Origin of the sequence: Sphingomonas kaistensis (assembly GCF_036884275.1) — a bacterium.
Classification (GTDB): Bacteria; Pseudomonadota; Alphaproteobacteria; order Sphingomonadales; family Sphingomonadaceae; genus Sphingomicrobium; species Sphingomicrobium kaistense_A.
Genome location: NZ_CP145607.1, coordinates 1,638,751 through 1,661,383, shown reverse-complemented (window position 1 = coordinate 1,661,383; position 22,633 = coordinate 1,638,751). Strand labels below are relative to the sequence as shown.

At 66.2% G+C, this 22,633-nt stretch carries 20 protein-coding genes and 1 pseudogene; 15 read left to right on the top strand and 6 right to left on the bottom strand.

The window, feature by feature from the left end:
- Nucleotides 1–21: 21 nt before the first annotated feature.
- Together V6R86_RS08130 and V6R86_RS08125 are read right to left on the bottom strand one after the other, a co-directional pair.
- Entirely contained in the window at nt 22–459 is a 438-nt protein-coding gene (locus V6R86_RS08130) for a chemotaxis protein CheB (protein ID WP_338503570.1), read from the bottom strand.
- A gap of 6 nt (nt 460–465) precedes the next feature.
- The gene (locus V6R86_RS08125; RefSeq protein ID WP_338503568.1) at nt 466–1,017 is read right to left on the bottom strand and encodes a DUF1440 domain-containing protein; all 552 of its coding nucleotides are present in this window, start codon (nt 1,015–1,017) and stop codon (nt 466–468) included.
- 201 nt (nt 1,018–1,218) lie between these two features.
- Between V6R86_RS08125 and V6R86_RS08120 the strand changes: the two genes are divergently transcribed.
- From V6R86_RS08120 to V6R86_RS08070, 11 genes and pseudogenes are all read left to right on the top strand, one after another.
- Nucleotides 1,219–2,589, top strand: a complete 1,371-nt coding sequence (locus V6R86_RS08120; protein WP_338503567.1) for a catalase — start codon at nt 1,219–1,221, stop codon at nt 2,587–2,589.
- Nucleotides 2,553–2,750, top strand: a complete 198-nt coding sequence (locus tag V6R86_RS08115; RefSeq protein WP_338503566.1) for a catalase-related domain-containing protein — start codon at nt 2,553–2,555, stop codon at nt 2,748–2,750. Before V6R86_RS08120 ends, V6R86_RS08115 begins: the two co-directional genes overlap by 37 nt.
- 122 nt (nt 2,751–2,872) lie before the next feature.
- On the top strand, nt 2,873–4,384 hold the full coding sequence (locus tag V6R86_RS08110; RefSeq protein WP_338503564.1) for a carboxylesterase/lipase family protein: 1,512 nt from the start codon (nt 2,873–2,875) through the stop codon (nt 4,382–4,384).
- 7 nt (nt 4,385–4,391) lie between these two features.
- A pseudogene (locus V6R86_RS08105) lies at nt 4,392–5,152 on the top strand (SDR family NAD(P)-dependent oxidoreductase).
- A gap of 135 nt (nt 5,153–5,287) precedes the next feature.
- Complete coding sequence (locus tag V6R86_RS08100) at nt 5,288–7,498, top strand: TonB-dependent receptor (RefSeq protein WP_338503562.1); 2,211 nt, start codon at nt 5,288–5,290, stop codon at nt 7,496–7,498.
- A 5-nt stretch (nt 7,499–7,503) separates the two neighbouring features.
- On the top strand, nt 7,504–8,907 hold the full coding sequence (locus V6R86_RS08095; protein ID WP_338503560.1) for an FAD-binding oxidoreductase: 1,404 nt from the start codon (nt 7,504–7,506) through the stop codon (nt 8,905–8,907).
- On the top strand, nt 8,904–10,226 hold the full coding sequence (locus V6R86_RS08090) for an MFS transporter (RefSeq protein WP_338503558.1): 1,323 nt from the start codon (nt 8,904–8,906) through the stop codon (nt 10,224–10,226). The genes V6R86_RS08095 and V6R86_RS08090 overlap by 4 nt, the downstream gene beginning before the upstream one ends.
- 65 nt (nt 10,227–10,291) lie before the next feature.
- The gene (locus V6R86_RS08085) at nt 10,292–11,047 is read left to right on the top strand and encodes an AraC family transcriptional regulator (RefSeq protein ID WP_338503556.1); all 756 of its coding nucleotides are present in this window, start codon (nt 10,292–10,294) and stop codon (nt 11,045–11,047) included.
- Between the two features lie 14 nt (nt 11,048–11,061).
- Nucleotides 11,062–11,763 (top strand): FadR/GntR family transcriptional regulator, encoded by a 702-nt coding sequence (locus V6R86_RS08080; RefSeq protein WP_338503555.1) that lies wholly within the window; start codon nt 11,062–11,064, stop codon nt 11,761–11,763.
- Nucleotides 11,764–11,786: 23 nt separating this feature from the next.
- Complete coding sequence (locus V6R86_RS08075) at nt 11,787–12,968, top strand: alpha-hydroxy acid oxidase (RefSeq protein ID WP_338503554.1); 1,182 nt, start codon at nt 11,787–11,789, stop codon at nt 12,966–12,968.
- 123 nt (nt 12,969–13,091) lie between these two features.
- A complete protein-coding gene (locus tag V6R86_RS08070) occupies nt 13,092–15,107 on the top strand; it encodes a TonB-dependent receptor (protein WP_338503553.1) in 2,016 nt (671 codons plus the stop codon).
- Nucleotides 15,108–15,113: 6 nt separating this feature from the next.
- Here V6R86_RS08070 and V6R86_RS08065 read toward each other — a convergent pair whose 3' ends face one another.
- Entirely contained in the window at nt 15,114–17,264 is a 2,151-nt protein-coding gene (locus V6R86_RS08065; RefSeq protein ID WP_338503550.1) for an FAD-dependent oxidoreductase, read from the bottom strand.
- 133 nt (nt 17,265–17,397) lie between these two features.
- Here V6R86_RS08065 and msrB point away from each other — a divergent pair, with 133 nt between their 5' ends.
- Genes msrB through V6R86_RS08045 form a run of 4 tightly spaced genes read left to right on the top strand, consistent with a single transcriptional unit; the run spans nt 17,398 to nt 20,125 of the window.
- Entirely contained in the window at nt 17,398–17,883 is a 486-nt protein-coding gene (gene msrB / locus V6R86_RS08060) for a peptide-methionine (R)-S-oxide reductase MsrB (protein ID WP_338503548.1), read from the top strand.
- Nucleotides 17,873–18,490, top strand: a complete 618-nt coding sequence (msrA, locus tag V6R86_RS08055) for a peptide-methionine (S)-S-oxide reductase MsrA (protein WP_338503546.1) — start codon at nt 17,873–17,875, stop codon at nt 18,488–18,490. Before msrB ends, msrA begins: the two co-directional genes overlap by 11 nt.
- Before the next feature lie 10 nt (nt 18,491–18,500).
- Complete coding sequence (locus tag V6R86_RS08050; RefSeq protein WP_338503544.1) at nt 18,501–19,451, top strand: radical SAM protein; 951 nt, start codon at nt 18,501–18,503, stop codon at nt 19,449–19,451.
- A complete protein-coding gene (locus tag V6R86_RS08045) occupies nt 19,439–20,125 on the top strand; it encodes a TIGR04283 family arsenosugar biosynthesis glycosyltransferase (RefSeq protein WP_338503542.1) in 687 nt (228 codons plus the stop codon). Before V6R86_RS08050 ends, V6R86_RS08045 begins: the two co-directional genes overlap by 13 nt.
- Here V6R86_RS08045 and mtnP read toward each other — a convergent pair.
- The 3 genes from mtnP to V6R86_RS08030 are packed head-to-tail and all read right to left on the bottom strand — an operon-like array spanning nt 20,116 to nt 22,591.
- Nucleotides 20,116–20,988, bottom strand: a complete 873-nt coding sequence (gene mtnP / locus V6R86_RS08040) for an S-methyl-5'-thioadenosine phosphorylase (RefSeq protein ID WP_338503540.1) — start codon at nt 20,986–20,988, stop codon at nt 20,116–20,118. The two genes, V6R86_RS08045 and mtnP, sit on opposite strands and share 10 nt — an antisense overlap.
- Nucleotides 20,985–21,770 (bottom strand): DUF1499 domain-containing protein, encoded by a 786-nt coding sequence (locus V6R86_RS08035; RefSeq protein WP_338503538.1) that lies wholly within the window; start codon nt 21,768–21,770, stop codon nt 20,985–20,987. Before V6R86_RS08035 ends, mtnP begins: the two co-directional genes overlap by 4 nt.
- On the bottom strand, nt 21,767–22,591 hold the full coding sequence (locus V6R86_RS08030; RefSeq protein ID WP_338503535.1) for a sterol desaturase family protein: 825 nt from the start codon (nt 22,589–22,591) through the stop codon (nt 21,767–21,769). The genes V6R86_RS08035 and V6R86_RS08030 overlap by 4 nt, the downstream gene beginning before the upstream one ends.
- Nucleotides 22,592–22,633: the final 42 nt, after the last annotated feature.

Below are 22,633 nucleotides of genomic sequence, written 5' to 3'. Positions count from 1 at the left end.
CGAGCGAGTATTCTTCGCCTTTTATACGAAGATAACGTTCTTCATTCTTGTCACGCCGCGACCTTTCGTCGTGCGAAAATCATTTTCTTTGATCCGTTTGGCATCGGCATCGCAATCGTCGGCGCTGACCAGGTACATCGCGCGATTGATGTCGTTCTTGGCGGCAAGCGCGCGCAGCATCCGGGATTTTTTTGCGAAGCAAACGCAGGGTGTCGAACATGCTTTGTTCGAGCATTTCCTCCTTGTAAGATAGCGGTCGGGCGTCAGGACGTAGCTCTTGCCGGCCTCCATCGGCATGTTCTCGTCCGCTTCGCCTACCGGCAACTTGGCAAACCGCTCCAGTATGTCCGCCGACTGGCTTTCGTGATCGGGAGCGAGACGCTGCAGGATTACGAAGCTGGCGGGCGTATCCGACGGTATCTCCGCGACGAGAGCCGTCAACGCCTCGATGCCGCTCAATTCGGTCTAATCATCTGTTTCTTGTATGACATCGCCGATCACACGGCGGACCACTTCCGTCGTCGTCCCGAACACCAGATGCGACGCCAGGGCGTAGAGGTGAGTGGACATGTCCGCTTTCCACGGTGGGTCGCCAAGCCCCGCCGCCGGCACGCCGATCTCATCGAACAGGGCGGCCGTTGCCAAGCCGAAGCCTGAGCCCGCGCCGGCCGTGATGCCGGGACGATATTCCGCCGCGATGCCGTATCCCAGCCCGAGTAGCGCGCCGAACCCGTAGTGGACTGCCTGCCCGGCGAGAGGCTTGTTGGCCTCGGACACCGGGGCGCCCGTGACCCCTTCAGCGACACGATCGGCAGCTTTTTCGGTGGCCGGCTCCTCATTCTCGGAATCGTCGGAAGACTGCATCCGGGATAGCGCCTTCTGGGCGAGGTCCATCGCAAGGGAGGCCACCAGTCCGGCGACCAGTCCTGCCATGGCGCCGCGCAACGGGTCCGGCGACCTGCCGCCGTCCCTCCCGTCACGGCGGGCCTCAGATTTACTGGCGTTGCCATCGGTCATGTCTTGCTCTCCAGGATACCGGAAAGAAACATGGCGTCATGATCGGAGTTCCAAAGCGGCTTCACGATACCCGCGTCGCCTCTCCATCGCTGGCCGCATCGTGCAGACCGCCGATTTCGGGCTGCCGTATTTATCCGATGCATCCGGAAAGGCCCCGCCGGGCCTTTCGTTGATCTTCTACCTATTTGGAAGGACGCTGGAATGACCGACAAAGCCGTGCCGCCGACGACAACCGATGCGGGCATTCCAGTGCAGAGCGACGAGCATTCGCTTAGCCTCGGGGCCGACGGGCCGCTGGTCCTGAACGACTTCTACCTCATCGAGCAGATGGCCAATTTCAACCGCGAACGGATCCCGGAGCGGCAGCCCCACGCCAAGGGATCGGGCGCGTTCGGGCATTACGAGACCACCGCCGACGTATCGCGCTACACCAAGGCCAAGATCTTCCAGCCCGGCGCGAAGAGCGAGGCGGCGATGCGCTTCTCGACGGTCGCGGGCGAACGCGGCAGCCCCGACACCTGGCGCGATCCGCGCGGCTTCTCGGTCAAGCTCTACACCGAGGACGGCAATTTCGACATGGTCGGCAACAACACGCCGGTATTTTTCATCCGCGATCCGCTGAAGTTTCAGCACTTCATCCGAAGCCAGAAGCGCCGCGCCGACAATGGCTTGCGCGACCATGACATGCAGTGGGATTTCTGGACGCTGTCTCCGGAAAGCGCGCACCAGGTCACCTATCTGATGGGCGATCGCGGGATCCCGAAGAACTGGCGCGAGATGAATGGCTACGGCAGCCACACCTACATGCTGATCAACGCGGACGGCGAAAAGTTCTTCGTCAAGTTCCACTGGATGACCGACGTCGGGACCGAGAGCGGCAACGCTTATCTCAGCCAGGATGAGGCCGACCGTCTGGCCGGCACCGACGGCGATTATCATCGCCGCGACCTGTTCGATCATATCGCCAAGGGAGATTATCCGAGCTGGACCTTGAAGTGGCAGATCATGCCGTTCGAGGAAGCCAAGACCTACCGGATCAATCCGTTCGACCTGACCAAGGTCTGGCCGCACGGCGATTATCCGTTGATCGAGGTGGGCAAATTGACGCTCACCACCAATCCGGTCGACTGGGACACGCAGATCGAACAGCTGGCGTTCGAACCCAACAACATGGTGCCGGGCACCGGCCTGTCGCCCGACAAGATGCTGCTCGCGCGCGGATTCGCTTATGCCGATGCGCATCGCCACCGGCTGGGCGTCAATTACAAGCAGATCCCGGTGAACGCGCCCAAGTCGCCCGTTCACAGCTATTCGCGCGGCGGCGCGATGCGGGTGCAGAATGCGCTTGATCCCGTCTACGCGCCCAACAGCTATGGCGGTCCCGCGGCGCAGCCGCAGGTGGGCGGCGAAGCGACCTGGCACGCCGACGGCGAAATGGTCCGCGCGGCCTACACGCTCCGCGCGGACGACGACGACTTCAGCCAGCCGCGTGACCTCATCCGCAAGGCATGGACGACGAACAACGCGAACGGCTTGTGCAGAACATCGCCGGTCACCTCGCCGACGGGGTAAGCGAACCCGTATTGGTGCGGGCCTTCGAATATTGGCGCAACATCGACGAGGAAACGGGCCGCAACGTCGAAAAGGCCGTCCGCGACCTGATTGGCGGGACGTCCGAGGAGCCCGGCATGGCATCGGCCGAAGCGGTGCGCGAGCCAGAGCCGGCGGAATAGCCGCTCGGCTTGCGCCGCATGTCCGGCCGATGACGATGTATCAAGTCTAGCTTACGACAGGCAAAGAAGGCGGCATGGACGCGGCGCCATGCGCTGGTAGGCGAGGCGGCTGGAGGATCGCCATGCTGACCCATCAACAGGCCACCGACAGCGGCGACGTCGTGGTCACCACCGCCGCCGGTGCCGTGCGCGGAGTCCGGAGCGGCGCGGTCGAACGGTTCCTCGGCCTTCCCTATGCCGCTCCGCCGGTCGGCGCGCTGCGCTTCGCCGAACCGCAGCCCGCTGCATCGTGGCAGGGCGAGCGCGATGCGACGCACGGCGGCGTGACCGCACCGCAGTGCCACAACCCCTTCCCCGCGCTCGACGTCGCGCCGCTGATCGGCACCGATCAGGCCGGCGGGAACGATTACCTGACCCTCAACATCTGGCGCCCGGCGGGCGGTGGCAGCGCCCTCCCCGTCATGGTCTGGATCCACGGCGGCGGCTTCGTCATCGGCAGCAAGGACGCGTCGGTGTCGGACGGCAGTGCTTTCGCCCGCGACGGGGTCGTCTGCATCGCGATCAATTATCGGCTCGGCATCGAAGGCTTTCTGCCCATTCCGGGCGTGCCGACCAATCTTGGCCTTCGCGACCAGATCGCGGCGCTGCGCTGGGTGCAGGACAATATCGCGGCGTTCGGCGGCGATCCCGGCAATGTCACCGTGTTCGGCGAATCCGCGGGCGGCATGGCGGTCGCCGATCTGCTGACCTCGCCGCTGGCCGCCGGCCTGTTCCGCCGAGCGATCGTGCAAAGCGGCCACGGTGCCATGACCCGCGACATCGGTGTCGCGCAGCGTCTTGTCCGGAGGCTGGCCAAGATGCTCCGGATCCGGCCTGACCCGGACGGCTTTCGGAGCGTGAGCACCAAGCGAGCGCTCGACGCCCAGCAAAAGATAAGTCAGCCGACCACCCTTATCGACCTGCGCGATGGCGACGGCCGCGAACCGGTGTTCGGGATCAGCCGCTTTGTCCCCGTGCATGGCGACGACGTCCTGCCGCAGCAGCCGCTGGCCGCGCTGAAGAAGGGCGCCGGCAAGGATGTTGACCTGTTGATCGGCACCAATGCCGAGGAGATGAATCTTTACCTCGTCCCGACCGGCGTGCGCGAAAAGATCGGGCGGTTAATGGCGACCTACCTGCTCCACCGGTCGCAGCCCAGAGCGCGCAAGGTGCTGACGGCCTACGGCCTTGGCCGCGATGGCCGGCGCCCGGGCCATGCGCTGACCGATGCGCTTAACGACCTCGTGTTCCGCTGGCCGGCGCGGCGCTTCGCCGAAGAGCATCGGGGGCGGACACACGTGTACGAGCTCGACTGGCGTTCGCCGGCGTTGGACGGTGAACTCGGCGCCTGCCACGCCATGGAATTGCCCTTCGTGTTCGACACGCTGGCAAGCGTCACCGGAGAACGCGGGCTTGCCGGAACCACGCCCCCGCAGGACCTTGCCGACCAAGTGCACAAGATCTGGGTCGATTTCGCCAAGACCGGCATCCTGCCCTGGCCAGAGTTCGACGCCTCCACGCGGCAGGTCTATCAATTGAGCAAGGGTGAAGCCGTGCACGAGCCGCCCATGCCCGCCGCTCCATTTCTTCCGTGAGACGCTGATGTATCTGGAGCGATTGCGGTTGGACGGGCGAACCGCGCTAGCCACCGGCGGCGCCGGCGGGATCGGCTTCGCCTGCGTCGAGGCGCTGGCCGAGATGGGCGCCTCCGTTACCATTGCCGATCGCGATGCCGGGGCGATCGAGGACGCCCGCTCTACGCTGGACCGCAAAGGCTACGACATAAGAGGCGTCGTTCTGGACGTCGCCGACGCGGCCGGCGTCACCAAGGTCGCCGACAACCTCGGGCCGATCGACATCCTCGTCAACAACGCCGGCATCGCCCGCAGCGAGACCGCCGCGGAAGACGTCGCCGACGAGCATTGGCTGAACGTCCTCGACGTAATTTGAACGGCACCTTCTGGTGCTGCCGCGCCTTTGGCCGGCACATGCTGGCCGCTGGTCGTGGCAGCATCGTCAACGTCGGATCGATGAGCGGGTTCATCGTCAATCGTCCGCAGCCGCAAAGCTATTACAATGCGTCCAAGGCGGCGGTGCATCAGCTGACCCGCAGCCTCGCCGCCGAATGGGCGCCGCGCGGTCTTCGCGTCAACGCGGTTGCGCCGACCTACATCAACACGCCGCTCAACCAGTTCGCCGACCGGGAAGGCGAGATGTATCGGCGTTGGATCGACGGCACGCCGATGGGCCGCCTCGGCGAAGTGGAGGAAGTCGCCTCGGTAGTCGCCTTCCTCGCCTCCGACGCGGCCAGCCTGATGACCGGGAGCATCGTCCTTGTGGACGGCGGCTACACCTGCTGGTGAACCTTGCCCTCGCCAAGAGCGTACCTGATCCGATCGGCTAAATCTTTTCGACGCTCGGCAAACTCAAACTCCCTGCTGTAGCCTTTCAGATAGGTTGCCTGTCTGATAGGTCAGCTTCCATCGATCAGGTGGAGGATGAAATTGTCGACGCGCTGTTCCAATCTGCTGTTTCTCGGCTGTGCGCTGAGCGCCCTTGCCGCCACCAACGGTGCCGCTCAGCCGGTGCCGCCCGCCGGGCAGACCGCGGCCCAGGACAGCACGCCGGGCGATACCCCGCAGACTGAAGATCAGCTCCAGCCGCAGGCGATTCCCAACGACGAGATCGTCGTCACCGCCCGCAAGCGCGAAGAACGGCTGCAGGACGTACCGGTCGCGGCGACCGCCGTGACCGGCGACCTGATCGAACGGCGCGGCCTTGCCTCGGTGCGCGATGTCGCCACGCTGACCCCCGGCCTCAACGTCAATGGCGATGCCGCCGGCCGTGTCTTCGTGTCGATCCGCGGTGTCGGCCTGACGCTGGTGCAGACGGTGCAGCCGGGCGTCGGCATCTTTATCGACGGTGTCTATCAGCCGAATACCTCGATCCTCAACAACCCGCTGGTCGACGTCGAACGGGTCGAGGTCCTGCGTGGGCCACAGGGTACGCTGTACGGCAAGAACACGCTGGGCGGCGCGATCAACATCATCAGCCGGCAGCCGAGCAACGAATTCCAGGTCCGCGGCGGCGGCAGCTTCGCCGGGCCGGACAATGCCTGGACCGCCTTCGGTTCGATCAGCGGTCCGATCATCGCCGACCGCCTGCAAGCCCGCGTCGCTTATGCCCACCGCGAACAGGATGGCTTCCTGCGCAATCCCTTGCTCGGCATCGATGCCAATCCGCTCAACAGCGACACGATCAACGCCACGGTGCGGGCCGAGCCGGTCGACGACCTGGTGCTCACCGTCAACGGTTATCAGGACAAGGTGGAAGGCGCTTCGACGCCCTATGCGCGGGTTACCGGTCCCACGGACTATTCGCGTCTGGTCACCTTCAACGCCGCCAATCGGCAGTTGATCGACTATCGCGGGGTCAATGCCCGCCTGCAGTTTCCGATTGCCGGTCTGAGTACCGACGTCACCCTGATCGGGGCGTATGACGAGCGCAAAGGCCGCACGCCCGACAGCGACGCCGACTTCAATCCGGTCAATTTCGCGCGTGCCAATGGCAGCGACAAGACGGAGGTCACCACGGCCGAGCTTCGCTTCGATAGCCGTCTGTCCTCGACGCTGACGTCGCTACTGGCCGTCTACTACAGCCGCGAAACCCTGTCCGCCGATGGCATCACCAGCATCATTCCGGCCGGTCTCAACCTGCGGGACGTGTCGCAGAAAAAATCCAACAACTACGCCGTCTACGGCACGTTGTTCTGGCGTCCGGTGGACGAATGGGAAGTGTCGGCGGGCCTCCGCTACGACCGCGAAAAGCGCCGCCTGACCGGCGCCACCGGTCTTGCCAACGCTCCGCTCGCGTCCGTTCCGTCGGTCGAGGACGGGCACAAGGAACTGTCGCCGCGCGTGACCGTGACCCGGCACTGGGACAATAGCTTCATGACCTATGCCTCGGTCGCCCGCGGTTTCCGTGGCGGTGGCTTCAACATCAATCCACGGGCGCCTTTCCGCAGCTACGAAGGCGATAAGGTCTGGACTTACGAGCTGGGCTCCAAATTCGCGTCGGCCGACCGCCGCCTGTCGCTCGCCGGCGCGGTGTTCTACAACGACTATAAGGACCTGATCGGCCTCAACACCATCGTTGGTCTTCCCGGTGGCGGGTTCGCCACGGTCGACCTCAACACTGGCGATGTCGAAAGCTACGGTCTCGAGCTCGAAGGCTCTTTCCGTCCGGTCAGCAACTGGACGCTGAGCGGCGGTTTTTCGGTGCAGCGCGCCAGGTTGACCGACATCTCGCCCTTCACCGCGGTGACCGGCCGGGTGCTTCCGTCGGATCGGCTACCCTTCCAGCCCGACTGGAACTTCAGTCTCAACAGCGATTATGTCGTGCCGGTCGGCCGCGGTGACCTCACCTTCACGGCCGGCGTGACCGGCAAAGGCAGCCGCATCGCCGCCTCGATCAGCGAAACGCGAGCGCCGGTGCTCGCCAGCTACGCGCTGGTGAACGGATCGCTCACCTATCGCCTTGGCGGGGTCGAGGTCGCGGCATTCGTGAACAACCTATTCAACAAGGACTATTTCGACTCGTACATCGAACAGACCACCCTTGTTCTCGCGATCCCGTTCCTGCCGCCGTCCGACCTCGGGATCATCGGCGAGCGCCGGCGCTACGGAGTGCGGGCCCGGTTCCGGTTCTAGATGCGATGGACAAGCCAGTAACTACGCCCGAGCGCCCGCCGCTCGACCCGGCGTTCATCGAGCTACTCCGCGCCTTGTTCGGGGAACGGCTGCACCTCACCGAGGCGATGTGCCTGCAACACGGCGGCAGCGAAGCGCATTTCGCGACCATGCCCCCCGACGCGGTGGTGTTCGCCCGGTCGACCGAGGAAGTGGTCGAACTCGTCAAGCTCTGCACCGCCCACGACGTGCCGATCATTCCTTACGGCGCCGGCACCTCGATCGAAGGCAACACGCTCGCGGTTCGTGGCGGGGTCAGCGTCAACCTGTCGGAGATGGACGCGATCCTCGCCGTCAACGCCGAGGATCTCGACTGCACCGTGCAGGCCGGTTGCCGACGCGAGCAGTTGAACGAATATCTCCGCGATCAGGGGTTGTTCTTCCCGATCGATCCGGGCGCCAACGCCACCATCGGCGGCATGGCCTCGACCCGCGCGTCGGGCACCAACGCCGTCCGCTACGGCACGATGCGCGAAGCGATCCTGTCGCTGCGCGTCGTCACCCCGGACGGGCGCGACATCCGGACCGCCCGGCGCGCCCGCAAGTCGGCCGCCGGTTACGATCTCACCCGGCTGATGGTCGGGGCCGAGGGCACGCTTGGCATCATTACCGAGGTTACCCTGCGCCTTCACGGCATTCCCGAGCAGATTTCGTCAGCCGTGTGCGGCTTTGAGACCCTGCAGGGCGCGGTCGATACGGTGGTCCAAGCGATCCAGATCGGGGTGCCGCTGGCCCGCGTCGAAATCCTCGACGACATGCAGATCAAGGCGGTGAACCTCTTCTCCAAGCTCGACCTGCCCGAGACGACCCATCTGTTCTTCGAATTCCACGGCTCGCCGGCCCATGTCGCCGAGCAGATCGAGACCGTGTCCGAGCTCGCCGCGATGAACGGCGGCGGGCAGTTTCAATGGTCCAATCTGCCGGAAGAACGCGCCCGTCTGTGGAAAGCACGGCACGAGGCTTATTATGCCGCCGTGGCGCTTCGCCCGGGCTCGGTCGGCTGGGCTACCGATGTTTGTGTGCCGATCAGCCGTCTCGCGGAATGCGTGGCGGAAACCAAGCGCGACCTTCAGACCTCCACGGTACCGGCAACCATCTTGGGGCATGTCGGTGACGGCAACTTCCATGTCGTGTTCGCGATGAACCCAGACGACCCCGCCGAGCGCGCGGAGGTCGAAGCGATCAACGGGCGGCTGGTCGAGCGGGCACTGGCGATGGATGGCACTTGCACCGGGGAACATGGCATCGGCCTTGGCAAACAGAAGTATCTCGAAGCCGAACTCGGCGAAGCGGTGGACCTCATGCGCATGATCAAGACGGCGCTCGATCCCAAGGATCTGTTCAACCCCGGAAAGATCTTTGCGCGATGACCCCAAACGCCGCCGCCGCATCATCGGCTGTCGCCGTGCCGGGCGACCCATCGCTGGCGCGATCGATCGGGCCCATCAGCGCAATCTCGCTCGCCATCGCCGCCGGCTTCACCGCCATGATGTCGTTCGGCACCGTGCAGGAAGCCGCGAAAGCCGAAATGGGGCTGAGCGACGCGGTGTTGGGTCTGGTCCAAGGTGTCAGCGCGGCCGTTCCTTTGGTGCTGTTTTCGATCCCGATCGGCATTCTGGTCGATCGCGCCAATCGCATGCGGCTGTTCGTCGCGCTGGCCCTGACCTGGACAATCGGCACCGCGCTGACGGCCTATGCGCAGACGGTCCCGGCGCTGTTCGTCGGGCGGATGCTGGCCGGGATCGGCACCACCGGCGCGCTGACCGCGGCCTTGTCGCTATCGGCCGATCTGTGCGCACCGCACGAACGGGGCCGCGGCGTGCTCCTCATCAGTCTCGGCAAGGCTCTCGGCCAGGCTGCAGCCTTTGCGATCGTCGGCTGGACCTTCGGCGCGTTCGTCGATGCCGCGGCTCCGACCTGGCTCGGCCTGACCCCGTGGCGCTCGACCCACCTTGCGCTGACTTTTGCCAGCCTCGCCTGCATCCTGCCACTGCTGTTCTTTCGCGAGCCCGCCCGGAATGAGGTCGAGGCGCATGTCGGAGCGCCCTTTCGCATCCTGATGAGCGAATTCTGGCAGCGTCGTGCGTTTCTCGTCCCGCTGTTCGCGGGGCAGGTCACGGTGGTGATGGCCGACGCCGCCGCGGCGATCTGGGCCGCGCCCGTTCTCAGCCGCGATTTCGGGCAGCAACCGCAGGACTTTGCCGGGTGGATGGGGGCGATCATGTTGCTGACCGGCATCGGCGGCGCGATCCTCGGCGGGATCGCAGCGGACGTGGGGCAAAAGACCGGTCGCCGTGGCGGCCTGTTGATCGGCGCGGTCGTTGCCGCCGTGCTGGCGATCCCCGCCGCGCTGTTCCCGCTATCCGAAAGCACGACGACCTTCGCCGTCGCGCTCGGCACCCTGGTCCTGTGCGGTACTGTCACCGGGCTCATCACCTCGGTCGCGCTGACCGTCTACATTCCGAACGAACTTCGCGGTTTGTGCATTGGCCTCTTCATCGCGGTCGCGGGCCTGATCGGCTTCGGGATCGCGCCGAGTCTCGTCACCCTGGTCAGCAGCCTGCTCGGAGGAGAGCAACATCTGGCGATCGCCCTGGCGTGGGTCGGCGTCGCGGTCAGCATCGTGTCCCTCGGCGCATTTATCATCGCCATGCGCAACGCACCTTCTCATGCGACAAAACCTGTCTGATAGGCTTGCACCAGCTTTCAGATAGGTTATGGATGGCTGGAGCATTGAGGGCATGAGGCGTCGCCATGAACCGTGAGCTTATCCAGGTTTCGCCCGAGATGAACGCGCTGATCGGCGCTGGAAGCCTCGACCCCTCGTCGTTTCCCGATCAGGCGGTCGCCTTCTCCTTTCAGGTTGCCGACCCGTCCGCCACGGTCGCCTTTCACGGCGCGGCGGACGCCGAGGCGCTGCAAAGCGTCGAGGCGCCGCTGCTGCTTATTGTCGCCCGCTCAGCCTGCCTTCGCATCTTCGGAAGCCTGCCTGACGAAGGCGTTTTCCACGCCCCGCCCGCGATCCGCGCCATTGCCGGAGCCATCCTGCAATGCTCTTTGCCCGAACCTGCCCGCACGACGCTCCGCCTCGCCAAGTCGATCGAGCTGCTGTGCGAAACCTTTCAGTTGTTTGCTGAGGACGCGCTAATCTCGACCACTCGCGACGCGCAGCTGTCCTATAGCGACTGTCAGCGCATTCGTGCGGCGCGGCGGCTGGTCGAGACGCGCTGGAACGAGAAACTGACGCTGGAGTCGATCGCGGCCGCCTGCGGCCTGAACCGAAGCAAGCTGGCGCGCGGCTTTCGCGACCTGTTCGACAACAGCGTTGCCGGCTTGCTGTCCGAGCAACGTTTGAGCGCCGCGCAGCAGATGCTGCTGGCGACCGAGCTGCCGATCTCCTCCATCGGCTATCGCTGCGGCTACGGCACCAATGCGGCGTTTACGCGCGCCTTCTCGCGCCGCTATGGCGTGGCTCCTTCCGGCTATCGCGCCGCGTCTTTAGCGGCCTGAGGACAGCAACGAAAATGGCGACCCGAGCGAACGACGGCCGATCCCTGGTGCATCAGGCGGTCCAATCGGTCCGGGATCATATCAAGGCCAACGACCTCAAGGTCGGTGACAATCTGCCGGGTGAAGGCTATTTCGCGGATGTGCTGGGGGTCAGCCGGGCCGTGATCCGCGAAGCATTTGGAGCGCTCGCGGCGCTGCGCCTGATCGATGTCGGCAATGGCCGCCGCGCGCGTGTCGGCGCGATCGACGGTTCGGTCATGGCGACCTCGCTCGATCACGCCGTCGCCACGGCGCAGGTGTCGTTCGGCGAGGTGTGGGACGTGCGGCGGACCCTGGAGCTGCGCACGGCGGAACTGGCTGCGAACGCCCGCTCGGATGCCGACGCCAAGGAGATCGTTCGCCTGGCCGACGGCATTGCGGCGTCGGGCGACGATCTCAAGGCCCGCACCAGCTACGACGTCGCCTTTCATGCCGCGATCGCCCGCGCCTCGGGCAACATGCTGTTCCTGCAGATCGTCCGCGCCTTCGCGCCGATGATGGAGATCGCGATTCCCGCTGCCTGGCATACCCGCACGGCCGAGGACGAACGCGAGCGCATTTCCCGGCTTCACCAGGAACTCGCCAGAGCGATCGCCGATCGTGACGCAGAGGCTGCGCGCACGCTGATGGACACTCATTTCGATGCCAGCATCCGCGATCAGCTGGTGACTTCCTGATAGCCATGCGGCGGCGCTGACCTATGCCGCTAGGCACGAACAGGCGCCTCGACCGCGCCAATAACATCGCGGACCTGCGGCGCCTGGCCCGGCGCGCGCTGCCGCGTCCCATCTTCGACTATATCGATGGCGGCGCGGACGATGAATGGACGCTCGCTCGCAACAGCACCGCATTTACGGATTACGAACTGATCCCCGATGTGCTGACCGACGTGTCAGCCATCCGCACGGCGACAAGCTTGTTCGGCCAGCCGGTGTCCGCCCCGGTGATGCTGGCGCCGACCGGGCTGACGCGGATGTTTCATCCCGAGGCCGAATTGGCGGTGGCACGGGCTGCCGCGAAGCACGGTCTGCTTTACAGCCTGTCGACGCTCGGCACGACGCGGCTCGAAGATCTTGCCGCCGCTGTCGGCGGTCCCAAGGTGTTTCAAATCTACATCTTCAAGGATCGCGGCCTCACCGCCGAATTCGTTGCCCGGTGCAAGGCGGCGGGCTTTCACGGCCTTGCCCTTACCGTCGACACGCCGGTCGCCGGCAACCGCGAGCGCGATCGCGTCAACGGCCTGTCACTACCGCCCAAACTGACCTGGAAATCGATCCTGAGCTTTGCCGCGCATCCCTCCTGGTCTCTTCCGGCGCTGCGCGGCTCCCGATTCGATTTCGCCAACGTCAGTCACAAGGTGGATGCGCTGGCGGCCGGGCCGATGAGCCTGTTCGACTATATCGGCGGGCAGTTCGATCGCAGCCTGACTTGGCGCGACGTCGAATGGCTGGCCGCCGAGTGGGGCGGTCCGCTGGCGGTCAAGGGCCTGATGACGGCGGAGGATGCCAAGCGCGCAATTGGCTGCGGCGCGACGGGCGTCATGGTTTCCAACCACGGCGGTCGCCAGCTCGACGGCGCACCGGCACCGATCGATCAGATCGCAGCCGTCCGCGGGGCCCTCGGCGACGGGCCCGACGTCATTTGCGACGGCGGCATCCGGCGCGGTTCGGACGTGATCAAGGCGCTGGCGCTCGGCGCCACGGCCTGCTCGATCGGGCGGCCCTATCTCTACGGTCTTGCCGCCGGCGGGGAAGCAGGCGTCGATCGCGCGCTGACGCTGCTCATCGAGGAGCTCGAAAGGACCCTGGCGCTGGCGGGCGTGATCGACGTTGCCAAGCTTGAGCGAAGGCACGTGCGCGCTCGCCGCAACATGGCTTATTAGATCAGCGCTCAGCTCACCGCCTGCACCTGAGCATCATCGAATGCGAGAAGCGATCGGTGCGATTCCGGCCAAATCTCCTTTCTCCGCATATCTTCCGGCCGGGACATTCGGCAAAGGACCCCGATGCTGTCCCTGATTCTTGGTCTTGCCGCCGTTGAACCCGAGCCGATCATCGTCACCGGGCGCGGGCTTGCCGCGGGCGAGACCGCGGGCGCGGCGGTGGTGGTGATCGACCAGGACCGGCTGCGGCAATCGGCTAGCGGACGGCTCGAAGACGTGCTTCGCGACGTGGCGGGGGTGCAGAGCTTTCGGCGGTCGGATTCGCGGTCGAGCCATGCGACCAACCAGTCGATCACGTTGCGCGGGCTGGGCGGCAATGCGTCGTCACGAGCGCTGCTGCTGCTCGACGGCGTGCCGCAGGGCGACCCGTTCGGCGGCTGGATCACCTTTCCCGCTTATTCCACCGACCGGATCGGCGAAGTCCGCATTCGCCGCGGCGGGGGGAGTGCGTATTTCGGGCCGGGAGCGCTCGCCGGAACGGTGGAGCTGGAAAGCGCAGTGCCGTCCGCCGACGACGCTGTGCGCGGCGCGCTGACCGTCGGCAGCCGGGACAGCCTCGACGCCCGTGCCGGCCTGCTGCTGTCGTCGCGCTCGCGCTTCGCAACAGTCTCGGGTGCCTTTGCCCGGGGCGATGGCTTCATCCCGATCGTCGCCGAAGACCGCGGCCCGATCGATCGCCGCGCGCCCTATCGGCAGGCGTCGGGGGCGGTGCGGGTGGTGCAGGACGTCGGTGCTGCGACCGAGGCGCAGCTCAATCTAGGTGCCTTTTCCGACCGACGCGACCGGGGCGTGCCCTTCACCACCAACCGCGGCCGCGGGATCGACACGTCGCTGCGGCTGGTCGGCAAAGGCCGGATCCGCTGGTCGGCACTCGGCTATGCGCAGTTCCGCAATTTCGCGTCCGATTTCAGCAGCATCAATGCCACCCGGACCACTAGCACTCAGACCCTCGACCAATATAGCGTTCCTTCGCGCGGCTACGGGTTTCGCGGCGAGATCCTGCCCCGCGTTGGAAGCGCGGAGCTGCGGGTCGGGATCGATGGCCGCCTCGTTCGCGGGGAAACCAAGGAATTGTATCAGTTCGTCGCGGGCGCACCGACCCGGCGGCGGGTTGCGGGTGGGCGGTCGGACACGTTCGGCCTGTTCGCCGCGGCTACTGTTCCGGCGGGATCAGCGATCCTGAGTGTCAGCGGCCGGGCCGATCGCTGGAGCATCACGGACGGGCGCTTCCTGCAGCAGACCCTGAACGGCCCGACCCTGACCGACACGGCCTTTGCCGACCGCAACGGATGGCAGGGCAGCGGCCGCGTGGCGGGTGAGGTCAGGGTCGCCCCGCCGCTCAAGCTTCGCGCCGCAGCCTATCGCGGCTGGCGCCTGCCGACGCTGAACGAGCTGTATCGCCCGTTCCGCGCGGGCGCCGATGCGACCGGCCCCAATCCCGGTCTCGAGCCCGAGACGATGGTCGGGGGCGAGATCGGCGGCGACTTCGGCTTTCCGCGCGGCTGGAAGCTGTCGCTCACCGCTTACACGGCGCGGCTCGATGGGGCGATCGCCAACGTCTCGCAAAGCAGCGGGCCGGGCACCTTTCCGATCGTCGGCTTTGTCGCGGCGGGGGGCACCTATCGCCAGCGCCAGAATCTCGACGCCATCCGCTCGCGCGGGCTCGAAGCGGACCTCGGCGGTGCGCTCGGCCCCCTAGATGCGCGCCTGTCCTGGTCGCTGGTCGATGCGCGGGTGGAGGGGTCGGGCGCCGCAGCGTCGCTCGACGGCAAGCGTCCTGCGCAGACCCCGGCCACCCAGGCCTCGGCGACGCTCGGCTGGAGCGGAGCCGACGACTGGCGGCTGTCGGGCACCGTGCGCGCGCTGTCCGGGCAATATGAGGACGATCTCAACCTGCGGCGGCTGAAGCCCGCGGTCACGCTCGACGGCTATGCCTCGGCGCCGCTGGGGTCGCGGATCGCCCTCGAAGTACGCGCCGAAAACCTGTTCAATCGCACGGTGGAAGCGGCGGTGAGCGGCGACGGCGTGATCGAGCGGGCACTCCCCCGCACCCTCTGGATCGGTCTGCGTCTGCGCTGACGCCGATCACCGTCGCCAGGCGTGGAAGCGCTCGACCCAGTCCAGCAGCGCTTCGGGCTTGTGCGCTTTCTTCCACTCGCCCGCGGCATATTTGTTGGCCTCGCTCATGGTCGGATAGGCGTGAATGGTGCCGAGCAGCTTGTTGAGGCCGATGCCGTGCTTCATCGCCAGCACATATTCGGCCAGCATCTCCCCCGCCCCGGCCGCGACGATGGTCACGCCGAGAATGCGATCCTTGCCCTTGGCGACCAGCAATTTGACGAAGCCCGAGCGCGCGCCTTCGGCCACCGCGCGATCGAGATGGTCGAGCGGGAAGCGGACGACTTCATACGCCTCTCCCGCTTCCGCCGCGGTGGCCTCGGTGTGGCCGACATGCGCGACTTCGGGGTCGGCGAAGGTGGTCCAGGGAATGACCCGATAATCGACGCTGATCGATTTAAAGGTGCCGAACAGCGCGTTCACCGCCGCAAACCAGGCCTGGTGTGCGGCGGCGTGGGTGAATTGATAGGGCCCGGCGACGTCGCCTGCGGCATAGATGTTGGGCAAAATCGTCTGCAGCCGCTCGTTCAGCGCGAGCGGCTTGTCGGTGTCGATACCGAGCGCTTCGAGCCCGAAACCCTTGAGCCGCGGCTTTCGCCCGACCGCGACAACGATTTCCTCGAAAGGTAGCGTCGTCTCCCGCCCCTCGCCTTCGACGATCAGGCATTTGCCCTCGCAGCGCAGCGCCTTGTGGCCGAGGAGCACGGAGACGCCTTCGCCGCGCAGCGTGTCCAGGATCAGGGCCGAGGCTTCGGGATCGTCCTTGGACAGCAGGCGCTCGCCGCCTTCGACCAACGTCACGGGGACACCCAGCCGTTGAAAGGCCTGCGCCATTTCGGTCCCGATCGGGCCACCGCCGATGATGACGAGGCGCCGAGGTGCGGTGTCCAGCCCGGCGAGATGATCCCACAAAGTCTCGCTCGTCAGCACGCCTGCTTCGCGCAGGCCCGGCAGGTCGGGAACGACCGGTTCGCCTCCGGAAGCGATGACGATGGAACGGGTGGTCAGACGGTCTTTCTGTCCGTTCGGACCGGCGATCTCGACCGTCCAGGGATCGATGATGGTGGCATAGCCCTGGCGGACGTCGACCCCGAGGCCGGTGTAGCGCTCAACGCTGTCGGCGGGCTCGATCACCCGGATCACCTCGCGGATGCGGCGCATCACGGCGGGGAAATCGACTTGCGGCTCGCTGCCCCCGATCCCGAAGTCGGCGGCATGGCGGATTTCGTGTGCGGTGCGCGCGCTGCGGATCAGCGACTTGGACGGCACGCAGCCGGTGTTGAGGCAGTCGCCGCCCATCTTGCCGGCTTCGACCAGGGTCACCTTGGCGCGTACGGTCGCGGCGATGTAGGCGGTGACGAGGCCCCCGGCGCCGGCACCGATCACCACCAGATTGCGATCGAACCGCCGCGGCCTCTTCCACCGGGCGTACACTCGCCGCCGCTTGACCATGCCGAGCACCCATTTGGCCAATAGCGGGAACAGGCCGAGCAGGACGAACGAGCCGATCAGCCCCGGCGACAGGATGTCCGACACGCTGCGGATCGCGGCGAGCTGGGTTCCGGCGTTGACGTAAACCAAGGTGCCGGGGAGCATCCCGACCTGGCTGACCAGATAGAAAACCGGCAGCCGCATCGCGGTCAGACCCATGGCGAGGTTGATGAGGAAAAAGGGAAAGGCCGGGATCAGGCGCAGGCTGAGGAGGTAAAAGGCGCCGTCCTGCTCCACGCCGCGGTCGATCGCCGCGACCCGTCGCCCGAACCGGTTTTTGACCCAGTCACGCAGCAGAAAGCGCGAAGAAAGGAAGGCGAGGCTCGCGCCGATCGCGGACGCGAAGGACACGATCAGCGTGCCCAGCCACAGTCCGAAGATCGCGCCCGCCGCCAGCGTCAGGATCACCGCGCCGGGCAACGACAGGGCGGTGGCCGCGACGTAGAGAAGGAAAAAGCCGCCGATGACCAACACCGGCCTTTGCGCCAGCAACTGCGCGATGCCGTCCCGCTGCGCCTTCAGATTGTCGATCGTCAGCAGGGAGCCAAGATCGAAGAGGAAAAAAGCCGCCACAGCGCCGACCAGCAGCACCAGCAGGGCGAGCCGCCCGGCAAGTCCGCTTTTCATTTGAAGTCCTTATGCCGGGACGGGGCGTGCCCTGCGGTTGGCAATTCGATCGCTCCTTCCCATCTCATCCGTATCGGCCGCTCATTCGTAGCTCATTGAAATGGTGGCTGGTCAAGCGAGGCAAAGAGGTAGCATGGACCTGAAGATGACAAAGCGCGGCTTTCTCGGCGGTTCGCTGACGACCCTAGGCGTGTTCTTGAGCGGCTGCGGCCAAAGCGAGGCCAAGGAAAGTTTCGAGATCACCAAGTCCGAAGCCGAGTGGCGGCGCATCCTGCCGCCGGCCGCGTTTGCCGTGCTTCGCAAGGAGCAAACCGAACGGCCGCGATCGAGCCCGCTCAATGCCGAGAAGCGTCGCGGCATCTATGCCTGCGCGGGATGCGCGCTGCCGCTGTATCGCTCGGATACCAAGTTCGAAAGTGGCACCGGCTGGCCGAGCTTCTTTGCCCCGATATCCAATGCGATCCGAACCCGGCCCGACGGCATCGGGCCGTTCAAGCGGACCGAAGTGCATTGCCGGCGCTGCGGCGGGCATCTTGGCCATGTGTTCGACGACGGGCCGCCGCCAACCGGCAAGCGTTATTGCATGAACGGCGCGGCGATGACCTTCCGTGCCGCTTAATCGCGCCCTCCTCGCCGCTTTGGGCTCGGCCGCCTTGCTGGCCGCGTGCAGCAGCGACCCCTCCCCCGCCGCGCCGCCCCCCGGCGGCCAGCGCGCGACGGCGGTGTTCGCTGGCGGCTGCTTCTGGTGCACCGAAAGCGATTTCGACAAAATGCCGGGGGTGATCTCGACCGTGTCGGGCTATACCGGCGGCAAGCTTGCGAACCCGACCTACGAGCAGGTGTCGGCTGGTAATACCGGGCATATCGAATCGGTGCGGGTGACCTACGACCCGAGCAAGGTCAGCTATGCCGAGCTGGCGCTGCGCTTCATGAAGACCATTGATCCCCTCGATAGCGGCGGCAGCTTCTGCGACCGTGGCTACCAATATCGCTCGGCCTTTTTCGTCGCCAACGATCAGCAGCGGCGGATCGCGGAAGCCGCCAAGGCACGCGCGATGCAGCAGCTGAGGCGACCGATCGCGACATTAGTTCTTCCCGCCAGCACCTTCACGCCGGCCGAGGACTATCACCAGGATTATTATAAGAAGAACCCGGTGCGCTATAAATTCTATCGCTCGCGCTGCGGCCGCGATGCGCGGCTGGCGGAAGTGTGGGGCGGGAAGTAGACCTACGCGGGTGAACGACCTCAGTCCTTTCGCGGCACCGCACGTCCGGCCGCTCGACCCGGCCAAGTTTCGCGATCCGCTGATTACGGCGGGCGGCGAGGTGCGGGCCGAGGTGGCAATGACGCGGCTCGATACGCTGTGGATCAATACCGGCACGCTGTGCAATCTCGCCTGCCGCACCTGCTATATCGAAAGCTCACCGCGAAACGACGCGCTGGTCTACATCAGCCTTGCTGAGGCCGAGGCTTATCTCGACGAGGCGTTGACCCTCGGCACGCGGGAGATCGGGTTCACCGGCGGCGAGCCGTTCATGAACCCCGACATGCTGGCGATGCTCGATGCCGCGCTGGCCCGCGGGTTCGAGGTTCTGGTGCTGACCAACGCGATGCGGCCGATGCAGCGGTTCGAGGCGCAGTTGCTGGCGCTGAAGTCGGACCGGCTGACCTTGCGCGTCAGTCTCGATCATTACAGCCAGCCGATCCACGAGGCCGAGCGCGGGCTTGGCACCTGGGACAAGGCCATCGCGGGGACGAAATGGCTCAGCGACCATGGCTTCCGGCTGGCCATCGCCGGGCGGCAATTGCCAGGTGAAACGCTTGAAGACGCGCGCGCGGGCTATGCTGCCCTGTTCGAAGCCGAAGGGCTGAACGTCGACTCGGCCGATCCCGCCGCGCTGGTGCTGTTCCCGGAAATGGATGCGACGGCCGACGTGCCGGAGATCACCGAGGCCTGCTGGGGCATTCTCGGCAAATCCCCCGACAGCATCATGTGCGCATCGAGCCGGATGGTTGTGAAGCGTAAGGGCGAGCCGCGCCCCGTCGTCGCCGCCTGCACGCTCATCCCCTACGACCCCGAGTTCACCATGGGCGAAACGCTGGCCGAAGCGAGCCGGCCGGTGCGCCTCAACCACCCCCATTGCGCACGCTTCTGCGTGCTCGGCGGGGCGAGTTGCTCGGCCTGAGAGAGGACGGCGCCGAGCGGCTGTCGGTGGTCATTCCGGCACTCAACGCCGCCGCCACGTTGCGCGCCTGTGTGGAGCGGCTCGCCGGCGCGAACGAGATTGTCGTCGTCGATGGCGGATCGAACGACGGCACCCCTGCCCTCGCCGCGCAGCTTGATGCAAAGGTCATCGAGGCACCGCGCGGCCGGGGTGTGCAGCTTCGTGCGGGCGCTGAGGCGGCGATGGGCGACTGGCTGCTGTTCCTTCATGCCGACACCCTGCTCGATCGCGGGTGGCAGCAGGCCGTCCGCGAGCACATCGCCGCCTTCCCGGATCACGCCGCCTGCTTCCGCTTCCGCCTCGACGATCCCGCCTGGCAAGCGCGGGTAATCGAACGCGGCGTGAGCCTACGGGCGGGAATGCTCGGCCTTCCCTACGGTGACCAGGGTCTGCTGATCTCGCGCCGACACTATGACGCGCTCGGCGAATTTCGCGCGCTGCCATTGATGGAGGATGTCGATCTCGTCCGGCGGATCGGACGAAAGCGCCTGCGCCATCTCGACATCGCGGCGGTCACATCGGCAGCGCGGTGGCGGCAGGACGGCTGGTGGCGGCGCTCGGCGCGCAACCTCCTGTGCCTGACGCTCTACCGCGCGGGGGTCAGTCCGGAGCGGATCGCGCGGCTTTACGGCTGACGGCCGAGCGTACGGGCGAGGATCGCGCCGAGCTTCTCGATCAGCGCCGGATCGCGCGCATCGGATGCGGTGATCAGTGCCGCGTCGAGCACCGTGTCCACCGGCGACAGGGCGCGCGTCGCCGGGAGCGAGCGGGCAAGCTCGACCACCAGTTGCCGCCCGAGATCGGCATTGGCCATCAATTGCGCGATCACCGCCGACACCTCGACCTGATCGCCTTCGCGCCAGCAATCATAGTCGGTGACCATGCCGACCAGCGCGTACGGAAGCTCGGCTTCGCGGGCGAGCTTGGCTTCGGGCATGGCGGTCATGCCGATGACGTCGCAGCCCCACCCGCGATACATGTGGCTTTCGGCGCGCGAGGAAAATTGCGGGCCTTCCATCGCAAGATAGGTGCCGCCGCGCGTCACGCTGGCACCCGCCGCCTCGGCCGCATCGGCGCACAGCGCCGACAGCCGCGCGCAGGTCGGATCGGCCATCGAGACGTGAGCGACGAGGCCCGTCCCGAAGAAACTGTGCGGCCTTGCCACCGTTCGGTCGATGAATTGATCGACCACCACGAAATGCCCGGGCGGCAGTTCGTCACGGAGCGATCCTACGGCGGAAATGGCGATCACATCGGTGCAGCCGGCCGCTTTCAGCGCATGGATATTGGCCCGGGCATTGACCTCGCTCGGCGGAATCCGGTGCCCGCGTCCGTGGCGGGGGAGGAAGACGAACCGGACGTCGCCGAGGCGTCCGGTCAGCAGCTGGTCGGACGGCTTGCCCCACGGCGTGTCGACGTCAATCCACTCGGGGCTTTCCAACGCATCGATGGCGTAGATGCCCGACCCGCCGATGACGCCGATCGTCCATTCGCTCACGCGGTGCGCTCCTTCAGATCGTTCAGGAAAGCGCGCACGCGGCGGGCATTGACGCCGACATCGCTGCCCCCGACCCGGCTGATCGAGCGCATGTCAACCACCGAGCCGCCGGCGCTGGCGGGATCGGGGCGGACCCGCACCACCACATCGTCCTTGAAGCGGAAAAAGCGGGTGGTCGCGGTCGCTTCCAGGATGCCGGCGGCGGGGTCGACCGCGGCGACGGTCCAGCCGCGATCGCGGGCAAGCAGTTCTGCCTCTTTCAGTACCGCTTGCGGCGTCGCCGTCACACGCAGGGGTGCCAAGTCGCCATAGGCTTGCCGGTGGAGCGCCTTCCACCGCTCTTCGGGCGGCAGCGCCTTGAGCTCTGCCCGTCCCTGGTCCGGGACCTTGTCGAGATTGTCGGACCGCACCGTCAGCCGGCTGAACTGCGGCAGATCGTCGAGATCGGTCGCGACATCGTGGATGGCGGGCACGGTACGGGCGGTGAAGATCATGTTGCCGAGATAGCCCGCGAACAGCAGGCTCGTCACGAGGGCAAGCCCGGTCGGCCACCCCGTCCGCACGCCCTTGCGCCGCCCGCCGATCCATGCCGCGATGGCCAGCACCCCGCCCGCCAGCGCCAGCGGCAGCGCGTAGCGCAGTGCGCCAAGGCCGCTGCCATACGGCCACCATCCCGCGCCCGTGCCCACCGCCGCGATCAGCGCGATGCCAATCCCGCCAAGGCTCAGCGCGAGCGCCAGCCAGGACAGGCGTTTGGGCCAGATTGCCTTGCCGTCGCTCATTTCTTCTCCCTTTGTTGTGGCGGTAGCCTCCGGAACGGTTGCAGCAGTAAGCGGCCCAGCGCCAGATCTCGCTCATCTCGAAATTGCGGCACGCCGAGGGTCATGCCGTCATGCCCGGCCTCCGGCTGCGCCCGGTAGGTCCCGAACAAGCGGTCCCATATGGCAAGATTGAACCCGAAGTTGCTGTGCGTTTCGCGCGGAACGATCGAGTGGTGGGTGCGGTGCATGTCGGGCGTCACCACCAGCCGGCGAACGATGCGGTCGAGGCCGAGCGGCAGGCGGATGTTGGAATGGCTCCACATGGCGGTGGCGTTGAGCAGCACCTCGAAGATCAGCACCGCCAACGCGGCGGCGCCGAGCGCCATCACCGCGGCGATCTTGATCGCCATCGACAGGACGATCTCGACCGGGTGGAAGCGCAGGCCGGTGGTCACGTCGAATTCGAGATCGGCATGGTGGACGCGGTGCACCCGCCACAGCGGCGGCACGGCATGAAACAGCACGTGCTGGCCGTAGATCAGAAGGTCGAGCAGGATCACCGCGGCGGCGATCTCGACCCAGGCGGGCAGATCGACGAGGTTGAACAGCCCCCACCCGCGCTCTTCCGCAAAGATCGCCGCGCCGACCGCCGCCGCCGGAAACAGCAATCGGACCAGGAGAGAGTCGAGCGCGACGAGGCCGAGGTTGGCGGGCCAGCGCTTGCCCCGGCCGATCGCTTGCCGCCGCCGCGGGGCCAGCATTTCGGCCACCGCCAGCACCGCCAGCACGCCGGCAAAGGTGCCGAGCCGAAGCCAGGGTTCGAGATCGGTCGGGAAGGTCACCCGACCCACATGGCAGTTTCGCCCAAGAATTCCATGTCGCCC

Coding starts and splice junctions, on each gene's coding strand:
- V6R86_RS08065 (WP_338503550.1), bottom strand. CDS start 17,264: ATGAAAAGCGGACTTGCCGGGCGGCTCGCCCTGCTGGTGCTGCTGGTC.
- V6R86_RS08090 (WP_338503558.1), top strand. CDS start 8,904: ATGACCCCAAACGCCGCCGCCGCATCATCGGCTGTCGCCGTGCCGGGC.
- V6R86_RS08085 (WP_338503556.1), top strand. CDS start 10,292: ATGAACCGTGAGCTTATCCAGGTTTCGCCCGAGATGAACGCGCTGATC.
- V6R86_RS08125 (WP_338503568.1), bottom strand. CDS start 1,017: ATGACCGATGGCAACGCCAGTAAATCTGAGGCCCGCCGTGACGGGAGG.
- V6R86_RS08070 (WP_338503553.1), top strand. CDS start 13,092: ATGCTGTCCCTGATTCTTGGTCTTGCCGCCGTTGAACCCGAGCCGATC.
- V6R86_RS08095 (WP_338503560.1), top strand. CDS start 7,504: ATGGACAAGCCAGTAACTACGCCCGAGCGCCCGCCGCTCGACCCGGCG.
- msrB (WP_338503548.1), top strand. CDS start 17,398: ATGGACCTGAAGATGACAAAGCGCGGCTTTCTCGGCGGTTCGCTGACG.
- V6R86_RS08080 (WP_338503555.1), top strand. CDS start 11,062: ATGGCGACCCGAGCGAACGACGGCCGATCCCTGGTGCATCAGGCGGTC.
- V6R86_RS08100 (WP_338503562.1), top strand. CDS start 5,288: ATGAAATTGTCGACGCGCTGTTCCAATCTGCTGTTTCTCGGCTGTGCG.
- V6R86_RS08110 (WP_338503564.1), top strand. CDS start 2,873: ATGCTGACCCATCAACAGGCCACCGACAGCGGCGACGTCGTGGTCACC.
- V6R86_RS08075 (WP_338503554.1), top strand. CDS start 11,787: ATGCCGCTAGGCACGAACAGGCGCCTCGACCGCGCCAATAACATCGCG.
- V6R86_RS08120 (WP_338503567.1), top strand. CDS start 1,219: ATGACCGACAAAGCCGTGCCGCCGACGACAACCGATGCGGGCATTCCA.
- V6R86_RS08035 (WP_338503538.1), bottom strand. CDS start 21,770: ATGAGCGACGGCAAGGCAATCTGGCCCAAACGCCTGTCCTGGCTGGCG.